Genomic DNA, 24,223 nt, shown 5'->3' on the forward strand with positions numbered 1-24,223 from the left:
GGCGCGATGCTTTGCATCGCGCCACTCGCACCTCAGGATGACGGAATTACGCCCCCGTCACGCGCCAGATCACGTTGCCGACGTCGTCGGCCATCAGCAGCGACTTCTTGTCGGGGCCGATCACGACGCCGACCGGACGGCCATAGGATTCCTTCTCGTCCGGGGACAGGAAGCCCGACAGGATGTCGCGGCCGGGGCCGGAGGGTTTGCCGTTCGCGAACGGGATGAACACCAGCTTGTAGCCGGACAGTGTGCTGCGATTCCACGAGCCGTGCTGGCCGATCACCATGCCGTCGCCGAAGCCGGGCAGGGTGCCCGCGGGCATCCAGCACAGCCCGAGCGAGGCGGTGTGGCCGCCGAGCGCGTAGTCCGGTTGCAGCGCCTTGGCGACCATCGCCGGGTCCTGCGGCACGCGGTCGTCCACCGTCTTGCCCCAGTAGCAATAGGGCCAGCCGTAGAAACCGCCGTCGCGCACCGAGGTCAGATAATCCGGCGGCGTCTCGTCGCCGAGCCCGTCACGCTCGTTGACGACGGTCCAGAGCACGCCTGTCGTCGGCTCCCAGGCAAGGCCAACGGGGTTGCGCAGGCCCGCGCCGAAGATGCGATGCGTGCCGGCGACGAGGTCGAGCTCGTAGACCGCGGCGCGGCCTTCCTCGACCTCCATGCCCGTTTCTGCGATGTTGCTGAGCGAGCCGACGCCGGCATAAAGCTTCTTGCCGTCGGGGCTGGCGAGCAGGCTGCGCGTCCAGTGGCCGCTCGGCTTGAAGGTCGTGAGCCGCTTGCCCGGCGCGGTGATGCTGTCGGCATTGGCGACGTAAGGAAAAGCCATCACGCCGTCGGTGTTGCCGACATAAAAGGTGTCGCCGACCAGCGCCATGCCGAACGGCTGGTTGAGGTTCTCCATGAAGGCGCCGCGGACTTCGGCAACGCCGTCGCCGTCCTTGTCGCGGAGCAGCGTGATGCGGTTGGCGGAGACGCCGAGCGCCGCGGCGCGCCGCATCGTCGCCTGCATCGCGTAGTGGAACACGCTGCGCGGGGGACCTGCGATCTGCGTCGCTTCCGCGATCAGCACGTCGCCATTGGGCAGCACCTCGATCCAGCGCGGATGGTCGAGATCGCTCGCGAACGCATTGACCTTGAGCCCGGGCGCGACCGTCGGCTTCTGACCCTGACTCCAGCCGCGCGCGGTCGGCATCTTCAAGGTCGGGATGGCACCTTGCGGCTTGGCTTCGGGAATGGCCGGCGTCTGGCCCCAGGCCGGCGCCGCCTCGGAGCCGGTCAGCTTGCGCCATTGCAGCGCGATGCCGCCGAGGACTGCGACGAATTGCGCAAAGATACTGGAAAAAGTCATGAGAAGCCCCTGATTGCGCGCGCATCCAACTGGTTACCGCGGCGGACGTCAACCGCTGGGGCGCATCGTGAGGGCCTATTCCCTGGGAATGGCTGCCGACCAAATTTGCATGAAGGGGGACGGGAAGATCAGCGGCCGATCTGATGCAGTCGCGCGCACTGCCCTTCCAGCGTCGTCCCGGCCTTCGCCGGGACGACATCGCAGGTGTGGCGGCGGCCTGTGGCCTTCACCGCGGCGAGGTGAACGGGATGATCATCGGCACGCGGCGGCAATAGGCGCCGTAGGCGTCCTCGCCTAGCTCCTTCGACAGGAACACCTCTTCCATCCGGCCCTTCTGCCACATGCCGAGCGAGATCAGGATCGCGCCGAGGATCGTCGTCACCAGGCCTATCGCAATGCCCGTCACCAGCATGCCGAAGATCAGCCCGGTGTAGATCGGGTGGCGCACGATGCCGTAGGGGCCGGTGTCGATGACGCGGTGGTCTTCCTTGTGCGTGATGGTGTTGGACCAGAATTTTCCGAGATGCAGCCGCCCCCACCATGCGAAGGCGATGCCGGCGACCGAGAGGATCGCGGCGATGGCGATACCGGTGTTGCCGAGCACCCAGAGCGGCTTCCAGCCCATGACCTGCGCAATAAAGGGCGTGTACAGGATGCCGCCGATCAGGATCGGAAGGCTGTAACGCTGCGACTCCAGCGTCATCACCTGCTTCTTGGTCCGCCCCTGCCAGAACGAGGCGCCCACCCAGCTGGCGAGAAAGGCGAGCCAGATCAGGGCGAGGAGTTCGGTCGGCCACGCCGTGGTCCAGCCACCCCAGGCGACGGACAGAAGCTTGCTGAAATCGAAGGACATAAGGAAAGGTTCTTTGGGTTGGGGAGCTGATCAGCTCGCGCGCGAGGAGAGCGCGTGATGCTCGATGGCATTGGCGGCGACCTGGCCGTTGCGGACGAGCAGATGGGTGATGGTTTCGCGCAGCACCGGCTCGATCGGGCGCGGCGCATAGCCGAGCTCGTTGCGGGCCTTGCCGATAGAAAGGTCGCTCGCGGCAAGCGCGATGCGCACGCCCTCGGCGGTGCCGTTGGGCGGACGACGTGTGATGTGATCGGAGATCGATTCCAGCAGGATCGCGGAGAGCTCGGCGATCTTGCCGGGAACGACGACCGGGTACTGTCGCCGTCCGCTCATCGCCGACATCATTCGCAGGATCTGCCCGAGCCTGACGCAATCGCCGCCGAGGATGTAGCGCTGGCCGATGCGGCCACGCTCCATCGTCAGCAACAGGCCCATGGCGACGTCGCGGACGTCGACGAGATTGACCAGGAAGTCGAGATGCGGCTGCACCTTCTTTTGCAGGAAGTACCACAGCATCGCCGTAGGCGGCGTCAGATTGTGGTCGGCGGCGCCGATCGGCATGGTCGGGGTGCCGATCACGAGCGGGAAGCCTTTGGCCGCGGCCTTCGCGGCGTGATGCTCTGCGAGTGATTTCGAACGCGTATAGGCGCCGGGCATCGCCTCGGCGGGCTGCAAGGCTTCCTCGGCGGCCACGCCGTTGAGGTTGGCGTAGGGGAACAGGATCGATTCCGTCGAGCAATGCAGGAAGCGCGAGATGTTGTGCTTCATCGCAGCCGCAAGCACGACCTCGGTGCCGCGGAAATTGACGTCGTGGAAGTCCTGCTTGTTGGCGACCCACATGCCGGGCAGGCCGGCGAGGTGATAGACCTGATTGACCCCCGAAACCGCGGCATCGACCGTCGCAGCGTCCAGCACCGAGCCGTGCACATACTCGACGTCCGCATTCGCGGTCGCCGGCGGCCGGACGTCGAGAACACGTACCCGCTGCCCACGGGCGCGGAGCGCTTCGACGAGATGCTGTCCGATGAAACCGCTGCCACCGGTAACGAGTACGGGAGTCATGAAGTAGGTTTTGCTGTTCCGCTTCGAGAAAGCTATCGGGTTGAAAGGGAGTTGGTCGGAAGAGGCGCGAGAATAGCGGCAAGGTCGCGACGAAAACCGAGAGCAATGAATAATTTTGCCATGACGAACATAGGTCCAAGCAGGAAATGCGTGGGGTGGTCGACCATCGACGGCTGCCGTTCCTCGAACACCCTGTGACCAACGACCTGGGCTGCGACGCCAAACGCGATCAGCACCGCAAAAACCGACCACATCATGGCGGTCGAGACCTGATTGCCAATCGCAGTTGCGACTGAAAGCAGCACGATCATCGAGACCAGGATGCCAAGCCCGACACCGGCGTCCAGCATCAGCCAGTATACCAGCACTGGCAGGGCCAAAATCACCGCCAGGCTCACCTCGACCCCGAACACCGAGACATGCACCAGCGTCAGCGGCAGCGTCGCGCCCGTGAAGAGCAGGAGAATGCCAACCACATGCATCGCGCAGTTCCAGGGATCGCGATGATATTCGACATAGTCGGCCAGTTGGCGTTGAAAATAGCCAGCCATTTCAGTCTCGTGCGGCACGGGGTGGGCAAGGGCGAAGACAGCCTATAGCACCAGAGAGGGCAGTGCACAAACCGGCACTATTGTCGCGCAGGGCTGCCTTGTGCGCTGTGAGACAGTTCACAAAATAATCAGAAGTTCAACGGGTTCCCCGCAACGCGAAGGCGGGCGCTCAATGCCTCTTGGCGGGCTTTTTTGCCGCAGGCGCAGGGGCTGCTGCGGGATGCGCGAGCGCTTCTTCGGGCACTTTGGCAAAGGTCATGATTTGCAACTGGCCGTTGACAGCAGAGGTCGGCTTGGCGCGGTCGAGGAACTGCTCCTCGCCGAGGCCGATCGGTTGCAGCCGCTTGGTCGAAATCTTGAACGTGTTCACCAGCACGTCGCGGATCGCATCCGCCCGGCGCTGGCTCAGGATCGCGTTGGCCTCGCGCGTCTTCGAATTGGATTCGACGTGGCCGACGATCAGGAACGTGTAGGGCAGCAGCGAGGCGTGAACCAGTGCATCGGCGAGCCGCCCCACGGTCTGGTAGGATTCCGGCTGGATGATCGGTGTGTCGGCGTCGAACTGGATCTGCGCGTTGAAGGCGGGCAGCTTGGCCAGATCAGGCGCGATCAGCGGCCGGTTCACCGGGCCCGGATCGTTCTTGATCCTGGCCTTGGCCCGCTCCATCACCTGCTGCTTCAGCGCAGGGAGGTCGAGCTCGGGCGCTTCCTCGAAATGATTGAGCTTGCCGACGATGTCGTCGCGGGTCGGCGCCGTCTGTGCGCCGGCCGGGCCTGCGAGCAAAGTGAGGCTCAGGGCGACAGCGAGTCCGGCGGTGATGTGCCCGATCGCGCGCATCAGCGATACCCCGCATCGTCGACGGCCTTCAAGCAGTTGTTGCTGATGCCCTTGGGCGTCGAGATCAGGCAGGGGATCGACTTGCTGGTCTCCTTGGTCGAGCCGCCGCAGACCTTGACGATCTCGCGCTGGCAGGCGTTCGCGACCGTGACGCGGGCGGCGATGCGCTTCTGGATCGCGTCGAACACCGCCAAATAGTCGTTCTGGCACTGTTGGGAGAGCACGTCCCGGTTGCGGGACAGGCATTCCTTCAGGCGAGTCGAATCAGGATTGACGCCGCGGCAATTGGCGACGATTTCCGCGCCGCAGCTCTTGGCCAGCAGCCCGATCGAATCGCCAAAGCTCATAGTCTCCGCCGTCGCAAGCGACGGCATAACCAATGCAAGTACGATCGATGTGACGAGGCCCCGGACCATGGTTGCATCTGATACGGGGAAGTTCGCCATGGTCAAGGGCTGATCGGCGCACAACTGTCAAAGGGCCGGCCAGTGCGGCGAACAGTCCTCACTGTTGGGCGTCACTCCTCGGCGTCGTCGGCCGGAGGAAATTCGATTGCGACCGCCGTGTGTTTCCCCAGATCGTCGGCAAATGCGGGGTCGGCCTTGAGCTCGTCCAAGGTTCTCGGCCGGGGCAGCTCGCGGCCGTCAGCGATCAGCTCCTCCGCATAGAACGTGATCGCCTCGGTTGCATTCTCCAGGGCCTCATCGACGTCGTCGCCGCCGGAGATGCAGCCGGGCAGGTCGGGAAACCACAGGCTGACGTCGTCAGGGCCGTTGTCTTCCATGATGGCGATGTAGTGAGGCATGCCGGCCTCACGCCCGCTGCACGAAACTGTCCACGACCTTCTTCTCGCCGGCCTTGTCGAAGGCGATGGTGAGCTTGTTGCCGTCGATCTTGGTGACGCGGCCGTAGCCGAATTTCTGGTGGAAGACGCGATCGGACAGCGAAAATTCCGAGGTCGTGCCGGTGGATTTGGCGACCAGCTCGCCCTCGATCGTCAGGGGACCGCGGCGGCGCGAGGAGAAGCTGCCGAAATCCGGGCCTGAAGACGAGGAGGACGAGAACGTCGACGCCTGTTCCTCGAAGCCGCCACTTCCGCCGCCATTGCGACCACCGCCGCGGTTGCGGTTTGCCTGGGCGCGCTGCCAGCCCGGTGTCGAATAGGTCGAGCCGAAGGCTTCCATGTCGTCGAAGCGCGACGCCCCATAGCCGCCGGTGCCGCCCCAGGCCGAGCCGCCCTTGGATTCCGTGATCTCGACATTGGCCGCCGGCAATTCGTCGAGGAAACGCGAGGGGATCGTGGTCGACCAGGTGCCATGGATGCGCCGGTTGGTCGCGAAATAGATCATGGCGCGGCGGCGGGCGCGGGTCAGGCCGACATGTCCGAGCCGCCGCTCTTCCTCGAGACCGGCGCGGCCCTGTTCGTCCAGCGTGCGCTGGCTCGGGAACAGGCCTTCCTCCCAGCCGGGCAGGAACACGTTGTCGAATTCGAGCCCCTTGGCGGAGTGCAGCGTCATCAGCGACACCGCGTCATCCTCGGCGCCGCCCTCGCGGTCCATCACGAGGGAGATATGTTCGAGGAAGCCTTGCAGGTTCTCGAACTCCTCCATCGAGCGCACGAGCTCTTTGAGGTTCTCCAGACGGCCGGCGGCATCGGCCGAGCGGTCCTTCTGCCACATCTCGGTGTAGCCGCTCTCGTCGAGCACGATCTGGGCGAGATCCGTATGCGCGGTGACCTCGCGCTGGGCGCGCCAGCGGTCGAACTGGGCAACGACGTCGCGCAAGGAGCCGCGCGCCTTCGGCTTCAGCTCGTCGGTCTCGACCACGGCGCGCGCCGCCTCGAACAGCGGAATGCGGCGCTTGCGGGCGTGGTCGTGCAGCAGCTGTATCGTGGCATCGCCGAGGCCGCGCTTGGGCACGTTGACGATGCGCTCGAAGGCGAGATCGTCAGCCGGCGAATTGATGACACGCAAGTACGCCAGCGCATCGCGGATTTCGGCGCGCTCGTAGAAGCGCGGGCCGCCGATGACCCGATAGGGCAGGCCGAGCGTGACGAAACGGTCTTCGAACTCGCGCATCTGGTAGGACGCGCGCACCAGGATCGCGATTTCGTTGAGCTTCTCGCCCTGGCGCTGGATCTGCTCGATCTCCTCGCCGATGCCGCGGGCTTCCTCTTCGGAGTCCCAGGAGCCTGTCACCGTGACCTTCTCGCCCTCGACGTCCTCGGTGCGGAGCGTCTTGCCGAGCCGGCCTTCATTGTGTGCGATCAAATGCGAGGCTGCGGCGAGGATGTGACCGGTCGAGCGGTAGTTGCGCTCGAGGCGGATCACCTTGGCGCCCGGGAAATCGTGCTCGAAACGCAGGATGTTGTCGACTTCGGCGCCGCGCCAGCCATAGATCGACTGGTCGTCGTCGCCGACGCAGCAGATGTTTTTGGTGGGGCCTGTGGGCGCCACCGTCATTCCGGGATGCGCCGAAGGCGCAGATCCGGAATCTCGAGCTGAGGACTCATCTCGAGATTCTCCGGCGCGCAATTGCGCGTCGTAGTTCGGCTCTTCGAGCCGCCCCGGAATGACGGCATTGGTTGACGAAGGCGCCTGCGACAGCAGCCGCAGCCACAGATATTGCGCGACGTTCGTGTCCTGATACTCGTCGACCAGGATGAATTTAAAGCGCTGCTGATACTGCCGGAGGATGTCTGGATGCTCGCGGAAGATGCGGATGTTTTCCAGCAAGAGATCGCCGAAATCGGCGGCGTTCAGGATCTTCAGCCGCTCCTGGTAGCTCGCATAGAGCTTGCCGCCCTTGCCGTTGGCAAACATCGCGGCTTCGCCTGACGGCACCTGCGACGGCGTCAGGCCGCGGTTCTTCCAGCCGTCGATCAGGCCGGCCAGCATGCGCGCCGGCCAGCGCTTGTCGTCGATGCTCTCGGCCTGCAGCAGCTGCTTGAGCAGCCGCACCTGATCGTCGACATCGAGCACGGTGAAATTCGACTTGAGCTGCGCCAGCTCGGCATGGAAGCGCAGGATGCGCCCGCCGATGGAGTGGAAGGTGCCGAGCCACGGCATGCCTTCGACGGCATGGCCGAGCATCTGGCCGAGCCGGTGCTTCATTTCCCGCGCGGCCTTGTTGGTGAAGGTCACCGACAGGATCTCGGCGGGGCGGGCGCGGCCCTGGCTCAGAATGTGGGCGATGCGGGTGGTCAGCACGCGGGTCTTGCCGGTGCCGGCGCCGGCCAGCACCAGGACCGGGCCGTCCAGCGTCTCGACCGCTTCGCGCTGCTCCGGATTGAGCCCGGTCAGGTATTTCGGACCCACCGAGGCGCGCGCACGCGCGGCAATGCCGCCGGCGGCAGGCTGGTGGTCGGGTACGCTGGTGATCTTGCTCGGCTCGGTCATGCGAATCATTGGCGCCACGATGGCACCGCGGGGTGGCGGAAGGGAGCCTTCATAACAGGGATTGGCCTCTATATGGGGCGGTCGGGCAGGGTTTTCCACGTGCGCGGATGGCCAATTTGTTCCCGGGCGCCGGGCGAATTTCCAGCCTGAACCGGCCGGAACAAATGTTCCGAGCCGACGATTGGTTCTGCAAGTGAGGCGCCTCAGCTGCGCTGATCGCAGACAGTCATCGAAACAGAGGTTTTCACCATGCTGAGCTGGGTTGTGACGTTTCTGATTATCGCACTGATCGCCGGTATCCTGGGCTTTGGCGGCCTCGCCGGCGCGTCGATCGAAATCGCCAAGATCATCTTCTTCATCGCGGTCGTGCTGTTCCTGGTCTCGGCCGTGGTCGGCCTCGCCCGCGGGCGCAGGATCTAGCTAGCTCCGCTTCGAGGGCATCGCCACGCTGCGGCCGATGCCCTCGGGCCGCGGCACGGCGCTGTGAGCCTTGATCACTGCCGAAATGCGCTCCCTGATGTCAGGCGGAAATGCCGCCACCTTGCGCGAGCCCATGTCGATGTGCAGCGACATGTTCTCGGAGGTCGCCGACACCCAGCCTTCGGTCGCATGCCGCAGTTCCTGGAATGTGTGCAGGCGCTTCTCGTCCGCTTCCAGCAGCCAGACCGAGACCTGCACGGGATCGCCGAGATGGATTTCGCGCAAATAGCGCACGTGGCACTCGGCAGTGAAGGTCGAGCCGCCCCGCTCCTTCATGTAGCTGGGCCCGATCCCGAGCTGCAGCCACATCTGATCGATCGCCCGGTCGAACATCACGTTGTAATAGGCCATGTTGAGATGGCCGTTGTAGTCGATCCATTGCGGCTCGATCTGCATGATTGAAGACCGGAACGGCTCGGGCTTCGGGGCTGCACTGTCCGGCATGTCTCATTCCCTGGCTATGCGTCCGGTCGCTTGACTTGACCGGTGAGATGTCCTTTGCCACGGTTTGTTCTGTCGGGAGGACGATCCGTGGGTACTGTTATCACCAATAAGCCGCCGCGGCCGGAGCCGAAAGCCCTTGCAAGCGCGCTGGAGCAGCTTGCCGCACGCTTCGGCAACCGGCTCATCACCTCGCAGGCCGTGCGCGAGCAGCACGGCCATACCACCACATGGATCGTCAACCAGCCGCCCGACGGGGTGGTGATGGCGCAGGAGACGGCCGACATCCAGGATGTGGTGCGGATCTGCGCAAAGAACGGCGTGCCCGTCATTGCCTTCGGCACCGGCACCTCGCTCGAGGGCCAGGTCAACGCGCCCGCCGGCGGCATCTCGATCGATCTGCGCGACATGAACAAGGTGCTCGCGGTGCATGCCGAGGATCTCGACTGCGTGATCCAGCCCGGCGTCACCCGCAAAGCGCTCAATGAGCATTTGCGCGACCAGGGCCTGTTCTTTCCGATCGATCCCGGCGCCGACGCCTCACTCGGCGGCATGGCCTCGACCCGCGCCTCCGGCACCAATGCGGTGCGCTACGGCACGATGCGCGACAGCGTGCTCGCGCTGAAGGTGGTGCGTGGCGACGGCGAGATCATCACGACGGGGACGCGCGCCAAGAAGTCGTCGGCCGGTTACGATCTGACGCATCTGTTTGTCGGCGCCGAAGGCACGCTCGGCATCATCTCCGAGCTGACCATTCGTCTGCGCGGTATTCCTGACACCATCGCCGCCGGCGCAGTGTCGTTCGTGTCCGTGCATGGCGCGTGTCAGGCCGTGATCCTGGCGATCCAGACCGGCATTCCCGTGGCGCGCATCGAGCTGCTCAATGCCGCGCAGGTGAAGGCCTGCAACGCCTATTCGAAGCTGACGCTGCCGGAGACGCCGTTGCTGCTGATGGAATTCCACGGCAGCGAGATCGAGGTCGCCGAGCAGTCCAAGGCGTTCGGCGAGATCGCAAAAGACTGCGGCGGCGGCGATTTCTCCTGGACCACCAAACCGGAGGATCGCACGAAACTGTGGCAGGCACGGCACGATGCCTACTGGTCCGTCAAGGCGCTGCGGCCCGGCGACAGCATCGGCGTGGTCGCAACCGATGTCTGCGTGCCGATCTCGCGCCTTGCCGATTGCGTCAGCGAAACCGAGGAAGATCTCAAGCGGCTCAATTTATTGTCGCCGATCGTCGGCCATGTCGGCGACGGCAATTTCCATTGCTCGCTGGTGTGCGACACCAACGATGCCGACGAGATGGCGCGCGGCGAGGAGTTCATGCACCGCCTTGTCGAACGCGCGCAGGCGATGGACGGAACCTGCACCGGCGAGCACGGCATCGGCCAGGGCAAGCAGAAATATCTCAAGGCCGAGCTTGGCCCCGAGGCGATCGATGCGATGCGTGCGCTGAAAAAGGCACTCGACCCGCAGAACATCTTCAATCCCGGCAAGATCGTGCCGGAAGCGTAGCGCGCGGCATCGCCTTTCGTCTATGGTCGCTCCGTCACGGCGGAGCGAGGCAATGCAGTGGTTCGCGCGCAAGACGCGGAAAGACATCTGGGACGAAGCGATCGAAACGCCGCTCGGCGACATCGAGGCTGCCGAGCGCATCCGCGCCATCTGTGACGCTGCGGCCCAGAGCGCCATCGCCGCTGCGCGAAGCGACAAGGGCGAGACTGCTCGTTACGAGCGCGCGGCGAAGGTCGCGATGGAGATCGCGATGAAGATCTCCGATGGCCTGATGCGCGACGACGCGGTGCATCGCATCGTCAATCTCTGCATGACGGCGAACGACCTCAAGACGGCGCAGATCCTGTTCCGCGCGATCCACACCAGCTGGATCCGCGAGACGGCGCAGACGGACCATCCGGCGCTGGTGCAGTGAAAGCGGCTGCCTCCACGAAATCGGTGCGCTCCCTCTCCCGCAAGCGCGAGGGGTTGGAAACCCGCGGCACGACTGGTTTAACCTAGAGCCACCGTTCTACTTCGCCAGCCTGTGCACGGCCTCGTCCACGCTGTGGAAGACGTGCTCCTTCGGCAGGACATCGAACAGGCGGAAGCGCTCGAAGGCATCCTGCGCGCGCACCGATTCCAGCCGTGCCAGCGCGACGGTCACGCCTTGCGCGTTGCACACCTTGAAGACGTCGAGCAGGATCTGCGCGGCGGTGAAGTCGATCTCGACCATGCCGCTCGCCTCCAGCACCAGCAATTGCGGTGTCGCCGTGCCCAACACCTTCGCCACGTCGCTGCGAAAGCCCGGCGCGTTGAGGAAGGACAGCGGCGCCTGAAGCCCGATCACGGCGACGCCGGCGATGCGCTCGCCGGTGATGTGCGGATGCGCCGGCCACCAGATCGTGGTGCCCGGCACGCGCTCGAACTCGACGAGCCGCGCGCGCGTCGTGCTCCAGATGCCGTGCAGCAGCGACAGTACGATGCCGAGGAAGGCGCCCTGCTGGATCGGCAGCACGATGATCAGCGCGGCGGTGGCGACGATCAGCAGGAATTCGCTGAAGGACTGGCGGTAGATCGTCGTGATCTGCTTTACGCGGATGATGCGCATTGCCACGAACAGCAGGATGCCGCCGAGTGCGGCGTCCGGAACGTGCTGCAACAGTCCGGTGCCGAACGCGAGCAGCAACAGCACGATCACGGCCGCCGCAAGGCCCGCGAGCTGCGATTGCCCACCGGTCTCGGCGACGATGCCGGTGCGCGGCGGACTGGCATTGACCGGAAACGCGCCGAACAGGCCGGACAGCATGCTGCCGGCGCCGGCACCGAGGAAATCGCGGTCGACATCGGCGGGCTTATCGGGGTCGGACGGGAAGGACCGCGTGGTGGCCGCGGTCTGCACCATCACCACGACTGTGATGACGAAGGCGAGCGGCACGAGGCGCACCCACTGTTCCGGCGCAAGCATCGGCAGGGTCGGCCGCGGCAGCGTGCCCGGCACGGCGCCGACGACGTTGACCCCCTTGCTTTCGAGCCCGAGCGCGATCGTGGCCAGCGTCGCCGCGACGAGCCCGATCAGCGCGCCGGGAATTTTCGCGCTGATGGTCTCGGAGATGAAGACCACGGCCAGCACGCCGAAGCCGATGCAGAACGTGACGGGATTGGTGCGGCCGATCTCGGTTGCGAGCACGCCGATGCGGTCGAGTGTCGGGCCACCAGGAGATTCCAATCCGAGCACGCCAGGCAATTGCGACACGATGATGTGGACGGAGATGCCGGCAAGGAAGCCGACCATCACGGGCACCGACAAGAGATTGGCGATGCCGCCGAGCCGGAACGCGCCGCCGGCGAGCATCATCGCGCCGACCATCACGGCCAGCGCAATCGCGAGCCCCTGATACTCCGGTGAGCCGGCAGTCGCCAGTGCGGCAAGCCCGCCGGCGAAGATCGGCGTGATCGTGGAGTCGGCGCCGCAGGACAGGAAGCGGTTGCCGCCGAGCAGCGCAAAGCCGAGCGAGCCTGCCATGAAGGCGAAGAATCCGATCTGCGGCGCGAAGCCGCCTAGCCGCGCGGTCGCCATCTGCTCAGGGATGGCGATGGCCGCCAAAGTCAGCCCGGCCATGAGATCGCCGGGCAGGGCGTACGACCGGAGTGAGCTGAACAGCGGCCATGAGCCTTTGGCGTGGGCGTCTTGCGGCATCGACGAAAAATCTCCGGACATCCTGAGTCTGTCGATCAGACTACAGCATTTCCGGAAGAGAGGCAGGTGTGGCCTCTGTGTCGTCACTGCGAGCGGAGCGAAGCAATCCAGAATCCCTCAGCGGAAAGACTCTGGATTGCTTCGCTCGCAATAACGGAGGGCACACATTTGCCCTCCGCTTGTAGTGCGGCAGTCTCAGTATCGGGTGCCGCGGCCGCCGTAGTCGCCGTGTCCCATCTCGCCGCCACGGCCTCCGCCGCCCATACCCATTCCCATGCCAATTCCGACACCGATGCCGATGCCTTGCATGACGGCGGCGGGCGGTGGTCCTTGAGGCGGCGGTGCGCGCTCGACCACGACGTCGTCAGGCGGCGGCCGGCGCTTCGGCGGCGTGTCGACGACCTTGCGCTTTGACGGCGGCGGCGTGTCGTCGACGCGCTTCTTGATGATCGGCGCGACCGTCGGGTTGATCGGCGTCGTCGCCGGCGGTGTCGGTGCCGAGCACGGGCAGGTCGGTGCCATGGCGACGGCGACGGGAACTGCGGCCGCGGCGACCGGTAAGACGTAATTGCGGTTCTGCACGCGCAGCAGCAGCCGGCGCGCGGTCGCGGCGAGATCGCTGTTGTCCCAGTTCGCCAGATAGGCCTCGTAGGACGCGCGGGTGTTGATCGCGATCGCGCGGTCCCATGCCAGCATCTGGCGCCGCCGCTCCATGACGGTGCGCAAGCGCGGCGTGCGGGTGTCTTGTGCATAGAGCTCGATATAGGCCTGATAGGCCTGCACCGTGTCGTCGGCGATCACGAGATCATAGGCGACCTTGGCATCCTTGCCCTGCAGATCCTTGCGCCAGTCCTCGACGCTGCGCGTCGCGCTGGCGAGTGCCATCGCGTTCGTCGCCGGAGACTGAGGCTGTTGGCCGCTGCTTTCGCCGAAGAATTTGAAATCGGTCGTCAGCGAGGAGCTTTCCCACGGGATCTGCCGCCCGTCGGTCGACTGCGCCACCGCGATGCGGATGCGCTTGAACACTTCCTCGATCGGAACGTTCGGCTGCTTGGCGACGGTCAACGCCGCCGTGGTGTAGGGGCTGTCGGCACCTGAGCCGTCCTCGGCTTCGGCGCCGGGCGAGGTCGAGTAGGAGATGAAGGAGCCGGGCGCGCCGGCCTTGGTGTCGACGATGGCGAGCCCGTGGCCGGCGCCTGATAGCGCCGGGAACGGATTGTTGCGGCAGGCATCGAGCATGAAGATGCGCGCCCGCGTCGGCAGCGCGCCGAGCGTGTTGAGCAGATCGTTCAGCCGCACACCCTGCAGTGGAATGTCCGCCTCGCGCTTGGGATCGAGATCGACAGGCACGAGATAATTCTCGCCGTCGATCTGCAGGCCGTGTCCGGCATAGAACACCAGCGCGACGGTATCGGCACCGCTGGCGCTGACTTTGCCGGCGAAATCCGAGATCGCCTGGCGCATCTCGTTCTGCGCGAGGTTCGGTGCTGCCATGACGGTGAAGCCGGCATTGCCGAGCAACTCGGCCATGCCCTTGGCATCATTGGCCGCGTTGGGCAGCTCCGGCACGGTGCGATAAGCGGACTGACCGATCACCAGCGCAAGCCGGGCTTCCGCGGCAGCGTCCGTCGGAATCATCATTTGGGTGAGCGCTAGGAGACCGGAGGCAAGGATCAAATTGCAAAGGACTGGACGGCGCATGATGTCACCTCCATTGGCAATGGGCGCGAGGATGTCACCTTTTCTAGTCGTCCGCCATCGCTCTGTCTGTGCGCTAGCTCACGCCCGAGCGTGATCCGCAGACGTGCGCAGCGGAGCGCGATGACGATTTGTCGCGCCTCAGCCGAGCGGCAAAGTGGGGCAGGGGTTCTGCCGCAGCTGACGCCTCATGCCGTTCGATGTCAGAACAATCCGTGATCCCACGGCGGCTCCGGCGCAAACCGCGCGGCGAGGAAGTCGATGAAGGCGCGCACTTTTGCCGGCGGACGACGATCGGGCAGGTAGACCGCATGCACGGCGGAGGACTGCATCTCCGGCTGGTCGAGCGGAAGCGCGACCAGCGTGCCGGCGCGCAGATCGTCGGCGATGATGAAGGTCGGCTGGCGCGCGAGGCCAAGGCCGGCCAGCGTCGCCGCGCGCAGCGCATCGCCGTTGTTGGCGCGCAGATTGCCGGACACCTGGACGCGGATCTCGCCATCCACGCCGAACAGCCATTCCGCGGCGCTCGCCTGCTGCGACAGCGTGTAGCCGAGACAATTATGTGCGGCGAGATCGGCCACGCTGCGCGGCGTGCCGTGCTCGGCCAGATAGGACGGCGCGGCGCAGACCACCAGGCGGTTCGGCGCGAGCTTGCGCGCCACCATGCTGGAGTCGCGCAGGCGTCCGATGCGGATCGCGAGGTCCCAGCCTTCCTCGGCGAGATCGACGAGACGATCGTTGAGGCCGAGCTCGACCGTGACTTCGGGGTGGCGCCGACAGAAATCGGCAATGAGCGGCGCGATCTGCCTGGTGCCGAACACGACGGGCACGTTGACCCGTAGCGAGCCACGCGGCTCGACGCGCTCGCGCGCGACCGCAGCGTCTGCCGTCTCCATATCGGCGAGGATTCGCTCGGAGGATTCCAGATAGAGGCGACCGGCCTCGGTGATCGACAGCCGCCGCGTGGTGCGGTGGAACAGCTTGATGCCGAGCCGCGTCTCGAGCGAGGCGACATGCTTGGTCACCATGGTCTGCGACAGGCCCATCGCCCGGGCCGCGCCTGACAGACTGCCGTTCGCCGCCACCTTGGCGAAGACTTCCAGGCTGGTCAGGCGGTCGAGCATCTATTTCACTCTATGGGTATGAAGTGTATTTCCAAGATAGCAGATTATCATTCTCCTGAGAATAGATCATAGCTCACTCAACAATGGAGACCGCTATGATCGATTCCCGTACCGCCCCCTACGCCGCGCTGGTGCTGCGCGTGACCTTGGGCGCGCTGTTCCTGGCCCATGCCAGCCTGAAACTGTTCGTTTTCACCCCCGCCGGGACCGCAAAGTTCTTCGGCAGCCTGGGCTTCCCGCCCGAACTGGCCTATCTCGTGATGACCCTCGAGGTGCTCAGCGGCATCGCCCTGATCCTCGGCGTCTGGACCCGCTATGCGGCGTTGGCCGGCATTCCAGTTCTGCTCGGCGCGATCTTCACGGTGCACGCAGCCGCCGGCTTCTTCTTCACCAACCCGAAGGGCGGCTGGGAATATCCCGCGTTCTGGGCGATTGCGCTGGTCGCGCAGGCTCTGCTCGGCGATGGCGCCTTCGCGCTGCGGCCCTCGCGGGATGTCGAGGCCGCGAGCGGACAGCTGAGCGTCGCGCCGTCGCGCTGATCTTGTTGATCGCTGGAATGCGAAGCTGCGGGATTCCGGTCCCGCAGCTTTTTGCTGCGTGCCCATCAATCTGCGTTCGGCATTGATCCATACCTGAATTGGATCGATCTGCGTCAATCTTGCATGGCGGTCGTTTAGCCGCGATGCGGCATGATCGAAAACGTCGGAAATCATAGGCGTTCCACTGCAATCGGTCCCGGCGCGCCTGCTGCTTGCGCGTGCGCGTCTCCCGGCCGCAAGCCTTGCCTGTCCCGTCGCTTTGGCCGTACTCTCCGCGCAACAGGCTGTGGCAATGACCGCGGCCGGCAACAAAAATATATTGGGGAGAGACACCATGACCCTCGTGCCCGTCAGCCGTCGCACGTTCATCAAGTCGTCGACGGCGCTGACCGCCGGCCTTGTTCTCTCTCCCGCCATCATCGGTCGCGCTGAAGCTGCGACGCTGAAGCTGAAATGCTCCTCCTCGTTGCCGAACGATCCCAAATTCGCCAACGGCCGTGTCTACTACGACAACCTCGTCAAGCAGATCAAAGCCAACGGTCTTGGCGAACAGGTCGAGGTCGCCTTCTTCCCCGACAACCAGCTCGGTCAGGAAATCGACGTCATCAACTCGGTGAAGCTCGGCGTCATCGACCTCATGATCTCGGGCTCGTCGATCTCGGCCAATCTGGTGCCGCTGGTCGGCACCTACGATCTCGGCTTCCTGTTCGCGAGCTTCCCGCAGCAGACCAAGGCGTTCGATGCCGGTGCCGCCAAGCCGATCGAGGACGCGCTGCTCAAGGGCAGCAACATCCGCATCATCGCCTGGGCCTATAATTTCGGCTCGCGCAGCGTGCTTGCAAGGAAGCCGGTGAAGACGCCGGAGGATCTCGCCGGCCTCAAGATCCGCACCCTGCCCAATCCCGTCATCACCGAATGCCTGCGCCTGATGGGCGCCGCCGCCACGCCGCTGGCGTTCGGCGAAATCTACACGGCGCTGCAGGCCGGCGTGCTCGACGGTCTCGAGCACGATCCGCCGACCATCCTTGCCAGCAAGTTCTACGAGACCGCAAAATTCTACGCGCTGACGCAGCACAATTTCTCGCCGCTCGCGGTCTATTTCAGCGACATGACATTCAACCGCATGGATCCGAAGCTGCGCGAGGGCTTTTTCGACGCCGCGAAGAAGGCTGCGATCGACACGCGGTCCCACGGGCTCGCGGTCGAGAAGGAGGCGCTGGCAGCCTTGACCGAGAAGGGCGTGACGGTGGCCGAATGCGACCGCGAGGCCTTCAAGAAGCGCGTGGCGCCGCAGATCGAAAACTTCATCAAGGCGCGGCCGGAGTCCAAGGCCGTCATCGACATCATCCGTTCGACCCAAGCCTGAGATGGCCAAGTCTGAGGTGGCCAAATCTGAGGTCACGATGATCGGCGCCTTGTCGCTCTCCGGCAGTCGCCACGGCGCGATTGCGTTGCTGCTTCGTTGCAGCGACGCGATCGCGGCCATCTTGCTGGCCGCCGATCTCGCTGTCGTCTGCGGCTCGGTGGTGCTGCGTTTCTTCTTCAATGCGCCGGTCGAATGGTCCGACGACGTCGCGCGCGGCTTGATGGTCGGATCCGCCTTCTTCGGTGCCGCCAGCGCGCTTGCGCGCGGCGAGAATGTAGGCGTGTCGTTCTTCCGTGATCTGCTTTCGATGCGGCTGCGTACGCTGGTCGATGCTGCCAGCAGCCTGCTCGTCGTGCTGATCTCCGGCTACGTCGCCTACAATGCGATCAAGCTGGGCTCGCTGACATCAGGGCAGACCACCGGCTCCGGCCTGCCGCTGGAACTGACGTTCTATCCGATGGGCATCGGAGCGCTGTTCATGACGGTGTTCGCGATCGACCATCTCTGCGCGCGGCCGCTCCCGGATATTGTCAGGGGTCTCGTTGCCGTCGCCGTCGTTACCGGCCTCTATCTCGCCTGGGATTACCTGTCGCCGTCCTCGGTGCCGTCGGCGGGCACCTTGATGCTGATCGGCTTCTTCGCGACGCTGTTCGGCGGCCTGCCGATCGGCTTTGCGCTGGCACTGGCCGCGCTGATCTTCATCTGGGTCGAGGGCGCGCTGCCCGGCGTCATCTTTGCCCAGCAGATGGCGCGCGGCATCGATAATTTCGTGCTGCTCGCGATCCCGTTCTTCATCCTCGTCGGCTACCTCATGGAAGCCAACGGCATGTCGGTGCGGCTGATCGAGCTGCTGCAGCGCGCAGTGGGGCGCATGCGCGGCGGGCTGAACGTCGTGATGGTGGCCTCGATGGTGCTGTTCTCCGGCATCTCGGGCTCGAAGATGGCCGATGTGGCCGCCGTCGGCTCCGTGCTGATCCCGGCGGCGCGCCGCTCGAGGCAGAATCCGGGCAGCGCGGTGGCGCTGCTCGCGGCATCCGCGGTGATGGCGGAGACCATTCCACCCTGCATCAACCTGATCATTCTGGGCTTTGTCGCAAACCTCTCGATCGGCGGCCTGTTCATGGCAGGCCTGCTACCGGCCGCGCTGATGGCGGCGGTGCTGATCGCCTTCTCCATCATCTTCGGCAAGACGCCTGACCGCGCCGAGGAGGTCGAGCGGCAGATGCCGGTCTCGGGCCTCTGGAGCGGCGCGATCGCTTCGTTCGGCCTCATCTTCATGATCTTCTTCGGCTTCAAGAGCGGCTTTGCTACGGCCACGGAAATCTCCGCTTTCGCCGTGGCCTATGCGCTTGTCGTCGGCAGCGTGGTCTTCCGCGAACTTAGCTTCAGATCGGCCGCGCAGAGTTTCGTCCATGCGGCGACGCGCGCCGGGCTGGTGCTGTTCATCGTCGCCGCGGCACAGTCGCTGGCCTTCACCCTGACCTTGCAGCAGGTGCCGCATGCGGTCGGCGACTTCATGCTGGGCCTGTCCAAAACCAGCGGGACGTGGCTGTTCATCCTGCTCGCCATCGCCGTGCTGATCGTGATGGGCTCGGTGCTGGAAGGAGCGGCTGCACTGATCATCTTCGGGCCGCTGCTGCTCCCGGTTGCGGTGCAGCTCGGCATCGATCCCCTGCATTTCGGCGTCGTGCTCGTCATTGCGATGGGCGTCGGCCTGTTCGCGCCGCCGCTCGGGCTCGGGCTCTACGGCGCTTGCCTGATCGGCAACGTGCCGATCGAGCAGACGGTGAAGCCGATCCTCGGCTATCTTGGCCTCCTGTTCCTCTGCCTGCTCGTCATCGCGTTCGTGCCATGGCTGAGCACCGCCCTTCCGCGCGCGTTCGGCTATTGAAGGAGTGCTGCCGTGAAAGTCCTGCTGGCCCATACGCCGGAGATGCGCCGCAATTACTACGGCGATCGCAGCCTGAACGGTCTGCGCGCGATTGCCGATGTGATCCTGCACGACGGTGACCAGGCGCTCGACTCGACGAGCCTCGTGAATGCGGCGAAAGACGCCGACATCATCGTCGCCGATCGCATGACCGAAGGCCGCGGCGAGATTTTTGCGCAGCTGCCGCGCCTGCGTGCCTTCGTCCGCTGCGCCGTCGATATCCGTAACGTCGATGTCGATGCCGCCTCGCAAGCTGGCGTGCTGGTGACGCGGGCCGGTCCCGGCTTCGTGCAGGCGGTCGCGGAGCTCGCGGTCGGCTTCATGGTCGATTTGTCACGCGGCGTGTCGCGGGCGACGGCGGATTACCACGCCGGCCGCAAGCCGGAAGCGCGGATGGGCCGCCAGCTCGCCGGCAGCACGATCGGTATCATCGGCTATGGCAGCATCGGGCGTTATCTTGCCGAGATCGCAAAGGTGATGCGCATGCAGGTGCTGGTCTCCGATCCCTTTGCGACCGTGACCGACAGCGCCATCAGGCAGGTCACGCTCGACGAGCTGCTGAGCGCGTCCGACTATGTCGTCTGCCTTGCCATCGCCAACGAGCAGACCGAGAAGCTGATCGGTGAGGCAGCTCTGGCCCGCATGCAGACGCATGCCGTCTTCATCAACCTCTCGCGCGGCAATCTCGTGGACGAGGCGGCACTCGCCAAGGCGCTGCTGGAGAACCGCATCGCCGGTGCTGCGATGGATGTCGGCCGTGCGCCGGACCAGATGCCGACGCCGGATCTGGCGAAATTCCCGAGCGTCATCGCAACGCCGCATGTCGGCGGGCTGACGCCGCAGGCGATCGAATACCAGTCGCTGGAGACGGTGCGGCAGGTCGCGGCGATCATCAAGGGCGAGGCGCCGCAAGGCGCCGTCAACGCTGAGCGCTGGACGCGGCGGCCGTGAAACGACCTACAGCCTATCCACCGCCTTGAACGTTCCGTCCTTCTGGATCACCGTCAGAAACACCTTCGGCGGTGTCTCGATGGCACGCGCGCCGACGGTGATGACGGTGCCGCTGATGTTGAACCGGCCGACGTCGTTGATCATCCGCATCAGGCCCGCCCGCGTCGGATTCGGTCCGAGCTGTTGCAGGGCCGTGGCGACAAAGCGGCCGTCGAGATAGCCTTCGAGCGAGACGAAGTCGGGGGCCAGCGTTGGATCGAGCGCTTTCTGCGCGGCCTGGTAATCGGCCACGAGCTTGAGCGAGCGATCCCACGGAAAGGGCACGACCTGCGAGACGATGACGCCTTCGCCTTCGGGGCCGAGCTCCCTGGCGAGCGCGTTGGCGCCGACGAAGGAGATGTTGACGAACGTCGGAGACAGGCCGCTGCGGTGCGCGAGCTTGATGAATTCTGCGCAGGGACCGTAGGTCCCGACCATGACGATCGCCTCGGGTTCGGCGCGCTTGATCACCCGCCAGGCCGAGCCGACCGCACGGGTGTTGCGCTCGAAGGTGCCTTCGGCGGCGAGCTCGAGGCCGCGCCTGGCCAGCGCGCTCTTCACGCCCGCAAGGCCGTCACGGCCGAAGGAATCGTCCTGGTAGAAGATGCCGATGCGGGTGAACTTGCGATCCTCGGTCAGATGCTTGATCCACGCTTCGGCCTCCGCGGCATAACTCGCACGGATGTTGACGACGTTCGGCAGCTCGAGGTCGCGCAAGAATGCGGCGCCAGTGAACGGTCCGATGAAGGGAATTTTCCGGGCGCTGGTGATCGGAATCGTCGCCATCGCTGTCGGCGTGCCCACTGCGCCGATCAGCGCGAACACCTTGTCGTCCTCGATCAGCCGCAGCGTCTGCGCCACCGAACGGTCGGGATCGTAGCCGTCGTCGCGGCTGATCAGTTGCAGCTTGCGGCCATGGACGCCGCCGTTTGCGTTGATTTCGGTGAATGCCGCGACGATGCCCTGCCGCATGCGCTGGCCGAGCACGGAGGAGGGGCCTTCGAATGCAGCTGCCTGGCCGAACAGAATCGCATCAGCGTTGACGCCGACCTCTTCGCCGCTTGCCGCGAGCGTGGCTGCGGCGAGCAGTGCGAAGGTCAGCACGATGCGTGTCGCTGATCGAGACAGGTTCATCAAGACGTGTTGCCGGATGCAGGAAAGAGCGTGCCGAGCATAGTCGCGCGGCCTGAATAGCTCGCTAACCGGCGCTGCACCGGCAGCTCCGTAATATCCCGGGCAAAGCCGGCAAGTTGCGCCGATGGCGACGGTTCATCCGGGTAGTTCGTTAACTAAGCCGAGCAATGCGGGAAAGCCGGGTTCCGAAATTGTGCAGTTCTTAACCGCGTCCTTGTCCGATTGCCACCTCGGCGGTTCAACCAGAAGTTCGGTCCGCCGCGAAGAGGGGGATGGCGGCTTTACGGATGGGCGATCGCGATCAGAATGATCAGGGTCGGAAACGGACGACCGGATGGTGGCGCGCCGCGCTGCTGCTCGGGCTCTGTCGTCCTGCGCTCGTCGCAGCCGGCGTCGGTCTGCTGTTCTCGCTGGCGGGCGCGGCGGCCGTGGCGCGCTGGGAAGATCGCGTCAACAGGATCGAGTTCGCAAGCACGGCCGAGACCGAATCCATCGTCATGCAGAACGGCATGAACGAATATATCAGCCGGCTCGTCGCGCTGCGCACCCTGTTCGAATCGACCAACGAGGAAATCACCCGCAGCGAGTTCGAGACGTTCAGCGCCCGGCTGTTCGAGCACCATCCCGGCATGCTGCGCATCGCCTGGCTGCCGCGCGTCAACCGCAAGGAACGCGCCGAATACGAGGCCGCCGCGGTCGCCGACGGCGTGTCCGGCTATCATATCAAGGCGCTCCAGGGCGACGGTTTTGCGATCGCGCCGCAAAGCGACGAGTATTTTCCGATCTTCTATTCGACCCAGCCGAAGACGTCGTCCGTCTATGGCATGGACTACGCGACCGTTCCTGAACGCGCCGCGGCGCTCGAGCGCGCGCGCGACAACGATCGGATCGCCAGCATTCGTGCGCGTCTCTACGAGCCGCGCGAGGGCGGCCGGCTGCCTGATGTTTTCGTCGCCGTTCCCGTCTACGCCAAGGGAACCTCGCGGGACACGATTGCGGACCGGCGCCGCAATCTCACAGGCTATGTCATCGGCGTGTTCGACCTGCCGCTGCTGATGGAGGCCATTCGTGTCACGACCGGCGCAAGCCCTGCGGTCAGCGTGAACGTGTATCCGCCTTTCACGTCCCGGATCGTCAACCTCGAGGAGATGATGCCGGATTATTCGTCGGCGCCTTCCTCGCCGCAGTCGATGCGCGACGTGGCGCAGGGCCTGCACTGGTCGGGCCATCTCAAGATCGGGGACACCGACTGGCAGGTGCGTGCGATGCCGACGGTCGGCGGTTCCCTCGAGATGACCTACGACCGCGCCAGCGCGGTCCTCACCGTCGGCATGCTGCTGACGCTGTCGCTGTCGATCTATCTGATGCTCGCAAGCCGAAATTCGCGCCGGCTGTCGCTGGCCAACCGGCGCGTGCTCGAGCTTGCGCAGACCGACGTCCTCACCGGATTGCCGAACCGCGCCTTCTTCCTGGCCCGATTGGACGAGCTGAACAGCCAGCTGGCGCACGGCGGCTGGACCTTCTCGATCCTGATGCTGGACCTCGACCGCTTCAAGAACGTCAACGATTCCCTCGGTCATGGCGCCGGCGATGCGCTGCTGCGTCTGGTGGCGCAGCGGCTGAAATCCGCGGTGCGCGCCACCGACGTGCTGGCGCGGCTCGGCGGCGACGAATTCGCCATCATCCAGGAGGGCTGCGAGGATCAGCGCGCCTCTTCGACCGAACTCGCAGGCCGCATCGCCAAGCTCGTCGCCGAGCCATTCCTGCTGCCCGGACATCGCGTCGAGATCGGCACCAGCATCGGCATTGCGGTCGCGCCGGATCATGGCAGCGACCAGGAGCAGCTGTTGAAGAAGGCCGACCTTGCGCTCTATCGCTCGAAATCGGCCGGCCGCAACTGCTTCACCATCTACGACGAGGCGATGTCGGCCGAGCTCGAGGCGCGCAACACGCTGGAAGGGGATTTGCGCGACGCCATCGCGCTGTGCCAGCTCGAGGTGCACTATCAGCCGTTCATGGATGCCGGCACCGGTGCGCGGCGCGGCTTCGAGGCGCTGGTGCGCTGGCGGCATCCGACCCGCGGGCTGATCCCGCCGGATCAGTTCATCGCGCTCGCCGAAGAGACCGGGCTGATCGTGCCGCTCGGCGAATTCGTGCTGCGTCGCGCCTGCGCGGATGCGGCAAGCTGGCCGTCCGGCCTGATGGTCGCGGTTAATTTGTCGCCAATCCAGTTCAAGGAAGCCGACCTGTTCGACGTCATCAGCGCGGCGTTGCGGGATTCCGGCCTGTCGCCGGAGCGCCTCGAGATCGAAATCACCGAGTCCGTCCTGCTTGAGCGCGGCACCGAGAACCATGCTTTCATGGAGCGGCTCAAGAGCATCGGCGTCGAGCTCGCGCTCGACGATTTCGGCACCGGCTATTCCTCGCTGAGCTATCTCACCGCATTTCCGTTCGACAAGATCAAGATCGACAAATCGTTCATCCGCAATCTCACGCACCAGCCGCGCTCTTCCGCGATCATCTCCTCGATAGTGACACTGGCGCGCGGGCTCGACATGTCGGTCACCGCCGAAGGCGTCGAGACATCGGACGAGTTCGAGCGGCTGAAGGCGCTCGGCATCAATTTCGCGCAAGGCTATCTGTTCGGCCGCCCGCGGCCGATCGGCCAGATCGAGCTCGACGCGCCGGTTCAGCCTTCGCAGCTCGACGCCGCCTGAGCGCGCGCGCCTCGTCCTTCGAGACGACCGCTTCGCGGTCTCCTCAGGATGAGGCTA

Annotated in this window: 21 protein-coding genes; 8 read left to right on the plus strand and 13 right to left on the minus strand. The window is 65.1% G+C overall.

The features are described 5' to 3' along the window. Positions 1-46 precede the first annotated feature (46 nt). The 8 genes from Q0687_RS23450 to Q0687_RS23485 form a co-directional block, all read right to left on the minus strand. The gene (locus tag Q0687_RS23450) at positions 47-1,351 is read right to left on the minus strand and encodes a sorbosone dehydrogenase family protein (RefSeq protein ID WP_298881993.1); all 1,305 of its coding nucleotides are present in this window, start codon (positions 1,349-1,351) and stop codon (positions 47-49) included. Between the two features lie 226 nt (positions 1,352-1,577). Beyond that, entirely contained in the window at positions 1,578-2,204 is a 627-nt protein-coding gene (locus Q0687_RS23455; RefSeq protein WP_298881996.1) for an isoprenylcysteine carboxylmethyltransferase family protein, read from the minus strand. A 30-nt stretch (positions 2,205-2,234) separates the two neighbouring features. Continuing rightward, a complete protein-coding gene (locus Q0687_RS23460) occupies positions 2,235-3,266 on the minus strand; it encodes an NAD-dependent epimerase/dehydratase family protein (RefSeq protein ID WP_298881998.1) in 1,032 nt (343 codons plus the stop codon). 32 nt (positions 3,267-3,298) lie between these two features. Further along, positions 3,299-3,817 carry an Mpo1-like protein gene (locus Q0687_RS23465; protein WP_298882000.1) on the minus strand — a complete coding sequence of 173 codons (519 nt, stop codon included), beginning with the start codon at positions 3,815-3,817 and terminating at the stop codon, positions 3,299-3,301. Between the two features lie 169 nt (positions 3,818-3,986). Beyond that, complete coding sequence (locus tag Q0687_RS23470; protein WP_298882002.1) at positions 3,987-4,655, minus strand: OmpA family protein; 669 nt, start codon at positions 4,653-4,655, stop codon at positions 3,987-3,989. Next, positions 4,655-5,071, minus strand: coding sequence for a hypothetical protein (locus Q0687_RS23475; RefSeq protein ID WP_363323984.1), 417 nt, complete (start codon positions 5,069-5,071; stop codon positions 4,655-4,657). Before Q0687_RS23475 ends, Q0687_RS23470 begins: the two co-directional genes overlap by 1 nt. 101 nt (positions 5,072-5,172) lie before the next feature. Further along, positions 5,173-5,460 (minus strand): type II toxin-antitoxin system HicB family antitoxin, encoded by a 288-nt coding sequence (locus Q0687_RS23480; protein ID WP_298882008.1) that lies wholly within the window; start codon positions 5,458-5,460, stop codon positions 5,173-5,175. A 7-nt stretch (positions 5,461-5,467) separates the two neighbouring features. Then, on the minus strand, positions 5,468-8,062 hold the full coding sequence (locus tag Q0687_RS23485; RefSeq protein WP_298882010.1) for a UvrD-helicase domain-containing protein: 2,595 nt from the start codon (positions 8,060-8,062) through the stop codon (positions 5,468-5,470). A 240-nt stretch (positions 8,063-8,302) separates the two neighbouring features. Here Q0687_RS23485 and Q0687_RS23490 point away from each other — a divergent pair, with 240 nt between their 5' ends. After that, a complete protein-coding gene (locus tag Q0687_RS23490; RefSeq protein WP_188106561.1) occupies positions 8,303-8,473 on the plus strand; it encodes a DUF1328 domain-containing protein in 171 nt (56 codons plus the stop codon). Here Q0687_RS23490 and Q0687_RS23495 read toward each other — a convergent pair whose 3' ends face one another. Beyond that, positions 8,474-8,977, minus strand: coding sequence for a thioesterase family protein (locus Q0687_RS23495; RefSeq protein ID WP_298882016.1), 504 nt, complete (start codon positions 8,975-8,977; stop codon positions 8,474-8,476). It abuts the gene before it with no gap. 87 nt (positions 8,978-9,064) lie between these two features. On the opposite strand from Q0687_RS23495, the gene Q0687_RS23500 reads away from it, so the two are divergent. Both Q0687_RS23500 and Q0687_RS23505 read left to right on the plus strand, forming a co-directional pair. Further along, positions 9,065-10,489 (plus strand): FAD-linked oxidase C-terminal domain-containing protein, encoded by a 1,425-nt coding sequence (locus tag Q0687_RS23500; protein ID WP_298882018.1) that lies wholly within the window; start codon positions 9,065-9,067, stop codon positions 10,487-10,489. A 52-nt stretch (positions 10,490-10,541) separates the two neighbouring features. Then, positions 10,542-10,904: a hypothetical protein gene (locus Q0687_RS23505; RefSeq protein ID WP_298882020.1), complete on the plus strand. Its 363-nt coding sequence runs from the start codon at positions 10,542-10,544 to the stop codon at positions 10,902-10,904. Positions 10,905-11,000: 96 nt separating this feature from the next. On the opposite strand, the gene Q0687_RS23510 is transcribed toward Q0687_RS23505, so the two are convergent. The 3 genes from Q0687_RS23510 to Q0687_RS23520 all read right to left on the minus strand — a co-directional run bounded on the left by Q0687_RS23510 (position 11,001) and on the right by Q0687_RS23520 (position 15,490). Continuing rightward, complete coding sequence (locus tag Q0687_RS23510) at positions 11,001-12,668, minus strand: SulP family inorganic anion transporter (RefSeq protein WP_298882023.1); 1,668 nt, start codon at positions 12,666-12,668, stop codon at positions 11,001-11,003. 195 nt (positions 12,669-12,863) lie between these two features. Beyond that, positions 12,864-14,369 (minus strand): caspase family protein, encoded by a 1,506-nt coding sequence (locus Q0687_RS23515; RefSeq protein WP_298882026.1) that lies wholly within the window; start codon positions 14,367-14,369, stop codon positions 12,864-12,866. Between the two features lie 200 nt (positions 14,370-14,569). After that, the gene (locus Q0687_RS23520; protein ID WP_298882028.1) at positions 14,570-15,490 is read right to left on the minus strand and encodes a LysR family transcriptional regulator; all 921 of its coding nucleotides are present in this window, start codon (positions 15,488-15,490) and stop codon (positions 14,570-14,572) included. A gap of 95 nt (positions 15,491-15,585) precedes the next feature. Here Q0687_RS23520 and Q0687_RS23525 point away from each other — a divergent pair, with 95 nt between their 5' ends. From Q0687_RS23525 to Q0687_RS23540, 4 genes are all read left to right on the plus strand, one after another. Continuing rightward, on the plus strand, positions 15,586-16,029 hold the full coding sequence (locus tag Q0687_RS23525) for a DoxX family protein (protein ID WP_298882030.1): 444 nt from the start codon (positions 15,586-15,588) through the stop codon (positions 16,027-16,029). Positions 16,030-16,363: 334 nt separating this feature from the next. Further along, complete coding sequence (locus tag Q0687_RS23530) at positions 16,364-17,395, plus strand: TRAP transporter substrate-binding protein (protein ID WP_298882032.1); 1,032 nt, start codon at positions 16,364-16,366, stop codon at positions 17,393-17,395. A gap of 37 nt (positions 17,396-17,432) precedes the next feature. Then, positions 17,433-19,286: a TRAP transporter large permease subunit gene (locus tag Q0687_RS23535; RefSeq protein ID WP_298882038.1), complete on the plus strand. Its 1,854-nt coding sequence runs from the start codon at positions 17,433-17,435 to the stop codon at positions 19,284-19,286. 12 nt (positions 19,287-19,298) lie between these two features. Beyond that, a complete protein-coding gene (locus Q0687_RS23540) occupies positions 19,299-20,276 on the plus strand; it encodes a hydroxyacid dehydrogenase (protein ID WP_298882034.1) in 978 nt (325 codons plus the stop codon). Between the two features lie 6 nt (positions 20,277-20,282). On the opposite strand, the gene Q0687_RS23545 is transcribed toward Q0687_RS23540, so the two are convergent. After that, the gene (locus tag Q0687_RS23545) at positions 20,283-21,449 is read right to left on the minus strand and encodes an ABC transporter substrate-binding protein (protein WP_298882036.1); all 1,167 of its coding nucleotides are present in this window, start codon (positions 21,447-21,449) and stop codon (positions 20,283-20,285) included. Between the two features lie 287 nt (positions 21,450-21,736). Here Q0687_RS23545 and Q0687_RS23550 point away from each other — a divergent pair, with 287 nt between their 5' ends. Further along, positions 21,737-24,166: an EAL domain-containing protein gene (locus tag Q0687_RS23550; protein WP_298882041.1), complete on the plus strand. Its 2,430-nt coding sequence runs from the start codon at positions 21,737-21,739 to the stop codon at positions 24,164-24,166. Positions 24,167-24,223: the final 57 nt, after the last annotated feature.

Origin of the sequence: uncultured Bradyrhizobium sp. (assembly GCF_936928535.1) — a bacterium.
GTDB lineage: Bacteria > Pseudomonadota > Alphaproteobacteria > Rhizobiales > Xanthobacteraceae > Bradyrhizobium.

Excerpts from the sequence above, each read along its gene's own strand:
- Q0687_RS23525 (WP_298882030.1), top strand. The coding sequence starts at position 15,586 with ATGATCGATTCCCGTACCGCCCCCTACGCCGCGCTGGTGCTGCGCGTG.
- Q0687_RS23465 (WP_298882000.1), bottom strand. The coding sequence starts at position 3,817 with ATGGCTGGCTATTTTCAACGCCAACTGGCCGACTATGTCGAATATCAT.
- Q0687_RS23515 (WP_298882026.1), bottom strand. The coding sequence starts at position 14,369 with ATGCGCCGTCCAGTCCTTTGCAATTTGATCCTTGCCTCCGGTCTCCTA.
- Q0687_RS23505 (WP_298882020.1), top strand. The coding sequence starts at position 10,542 with ATGCAGTGGTTCGCGCGCAAGACGCGGAAAGACATCTGGGACGAAGCG.
- Q0687_RS23490 (WP_188106561.1), top strand. The coding sequence starts at position 8,303 with ATGCTGAGCTGGGTTGTGACGTTTCTGATTATCGCACTGATCGCCGGT.
- Q0687_RS23495 (WP_298882016.1), bottom strand. The coding sequence starts at position 8,977 with ATGCCGGACAGTGCAGCCCCGAAGCCCGAGCCGTTCCGGTCTTCAATC.
- Q0687_RS23450 (WP_298881993.1), bottom strand. The coding sequence starts at position 1,351 with ATGACTTTTTCCAGTATCTTTGCGCAATTCGTCGCAGTCCTCGGCGGC.
- Q0687_RS23530 (WP_298882032.1), top strand. The coding sequence starts at position 16,364 with ATGACCCTCGTGCCCGTCAGCCGTCGCACGTTCATCAAGTCGTCGACG.
- Q0687_RS23480 (WP_298882008.1), bottom strand. The coding sequence starts at position 5,460 with ATGCCTCACTACATCGCCATCATGGAAGACAACGGCCCTGACGACGTC.
- Q0687_RS23535 (WP_298882038.1), top strand. The coding sequence starts at position 17,433 with ATGATCGGCGCCTTGTCGCTCTCCGGCAGTCGCCACGGCGCGATTGCG.
- Q0687_RS23475 (WP_363323984.1), bottom strand. The coding sequence starts at position 5,071 with ATGGTCCGGGGCCTCGTCACATCGATCGTACTTGCATTGGTTATGCCG.
- Q0687_RS23485 (WP_298882010.1), bottom strand. The coding sequence starts at position 8,062 with ATGATTCGCATGACCGAGCCGAGCAAGATCACCAGCGTACCCGACCAC.
- Q0687_RS23510 (WP_298882023.1), bottom strand. The coding sequence starts at position 12,668 with ATGCCGCAAGACGCCCACGCCAAAGGCTCATGGCCGCTGTTCAGCTCA.
- Q0687_RS23455 (WP_298881996.1), bottom strand. The coding sequence starts at position 2,204 with ATGTCCTTCGATTTCAGCAAGCTTCTGTCCGTCGCCTGGGGTGGCTGG.
- Q0687_RS23470 (WP_298882002.1), bottom strand. The coding sequence starts at position 4,655 with ATGCGCGCGATCGGGCACATCACCGCCGGACTCGCTGTCGCCCTGAGC.
- Q0687_RS23460 (WP_298881998.1), bottom strand. The coding sequence starts at position 3,266 with ATGACTCCCGTACTCGTTACCGGTGGCAGCGGTTTCATCGGACAGCAT.
- Q0687_RS23550 (WP_298882041.1), top strand. The coding sequence starts at position 21,737 with ATGGGCGATCGCGATCAGAATGATCAGGGTCGGAAACGGACGACCGGA.
- Q0687_RS23520 (WP_298882028.1), bottom strand. The coding sequence starts at position 15,490 with ATGCTCGACCGCCTGACCAGCCTGGAAGTCTTCGCCAAGGTGGCGGCG.
- Q0687_RS23545 (WP_298882036.1), bottom strand. The coding sequence starts at position 21,449 with ATGAACCTGTCTCGATCAGCGACACGCATCGTGCTGACCTTCGCACTG.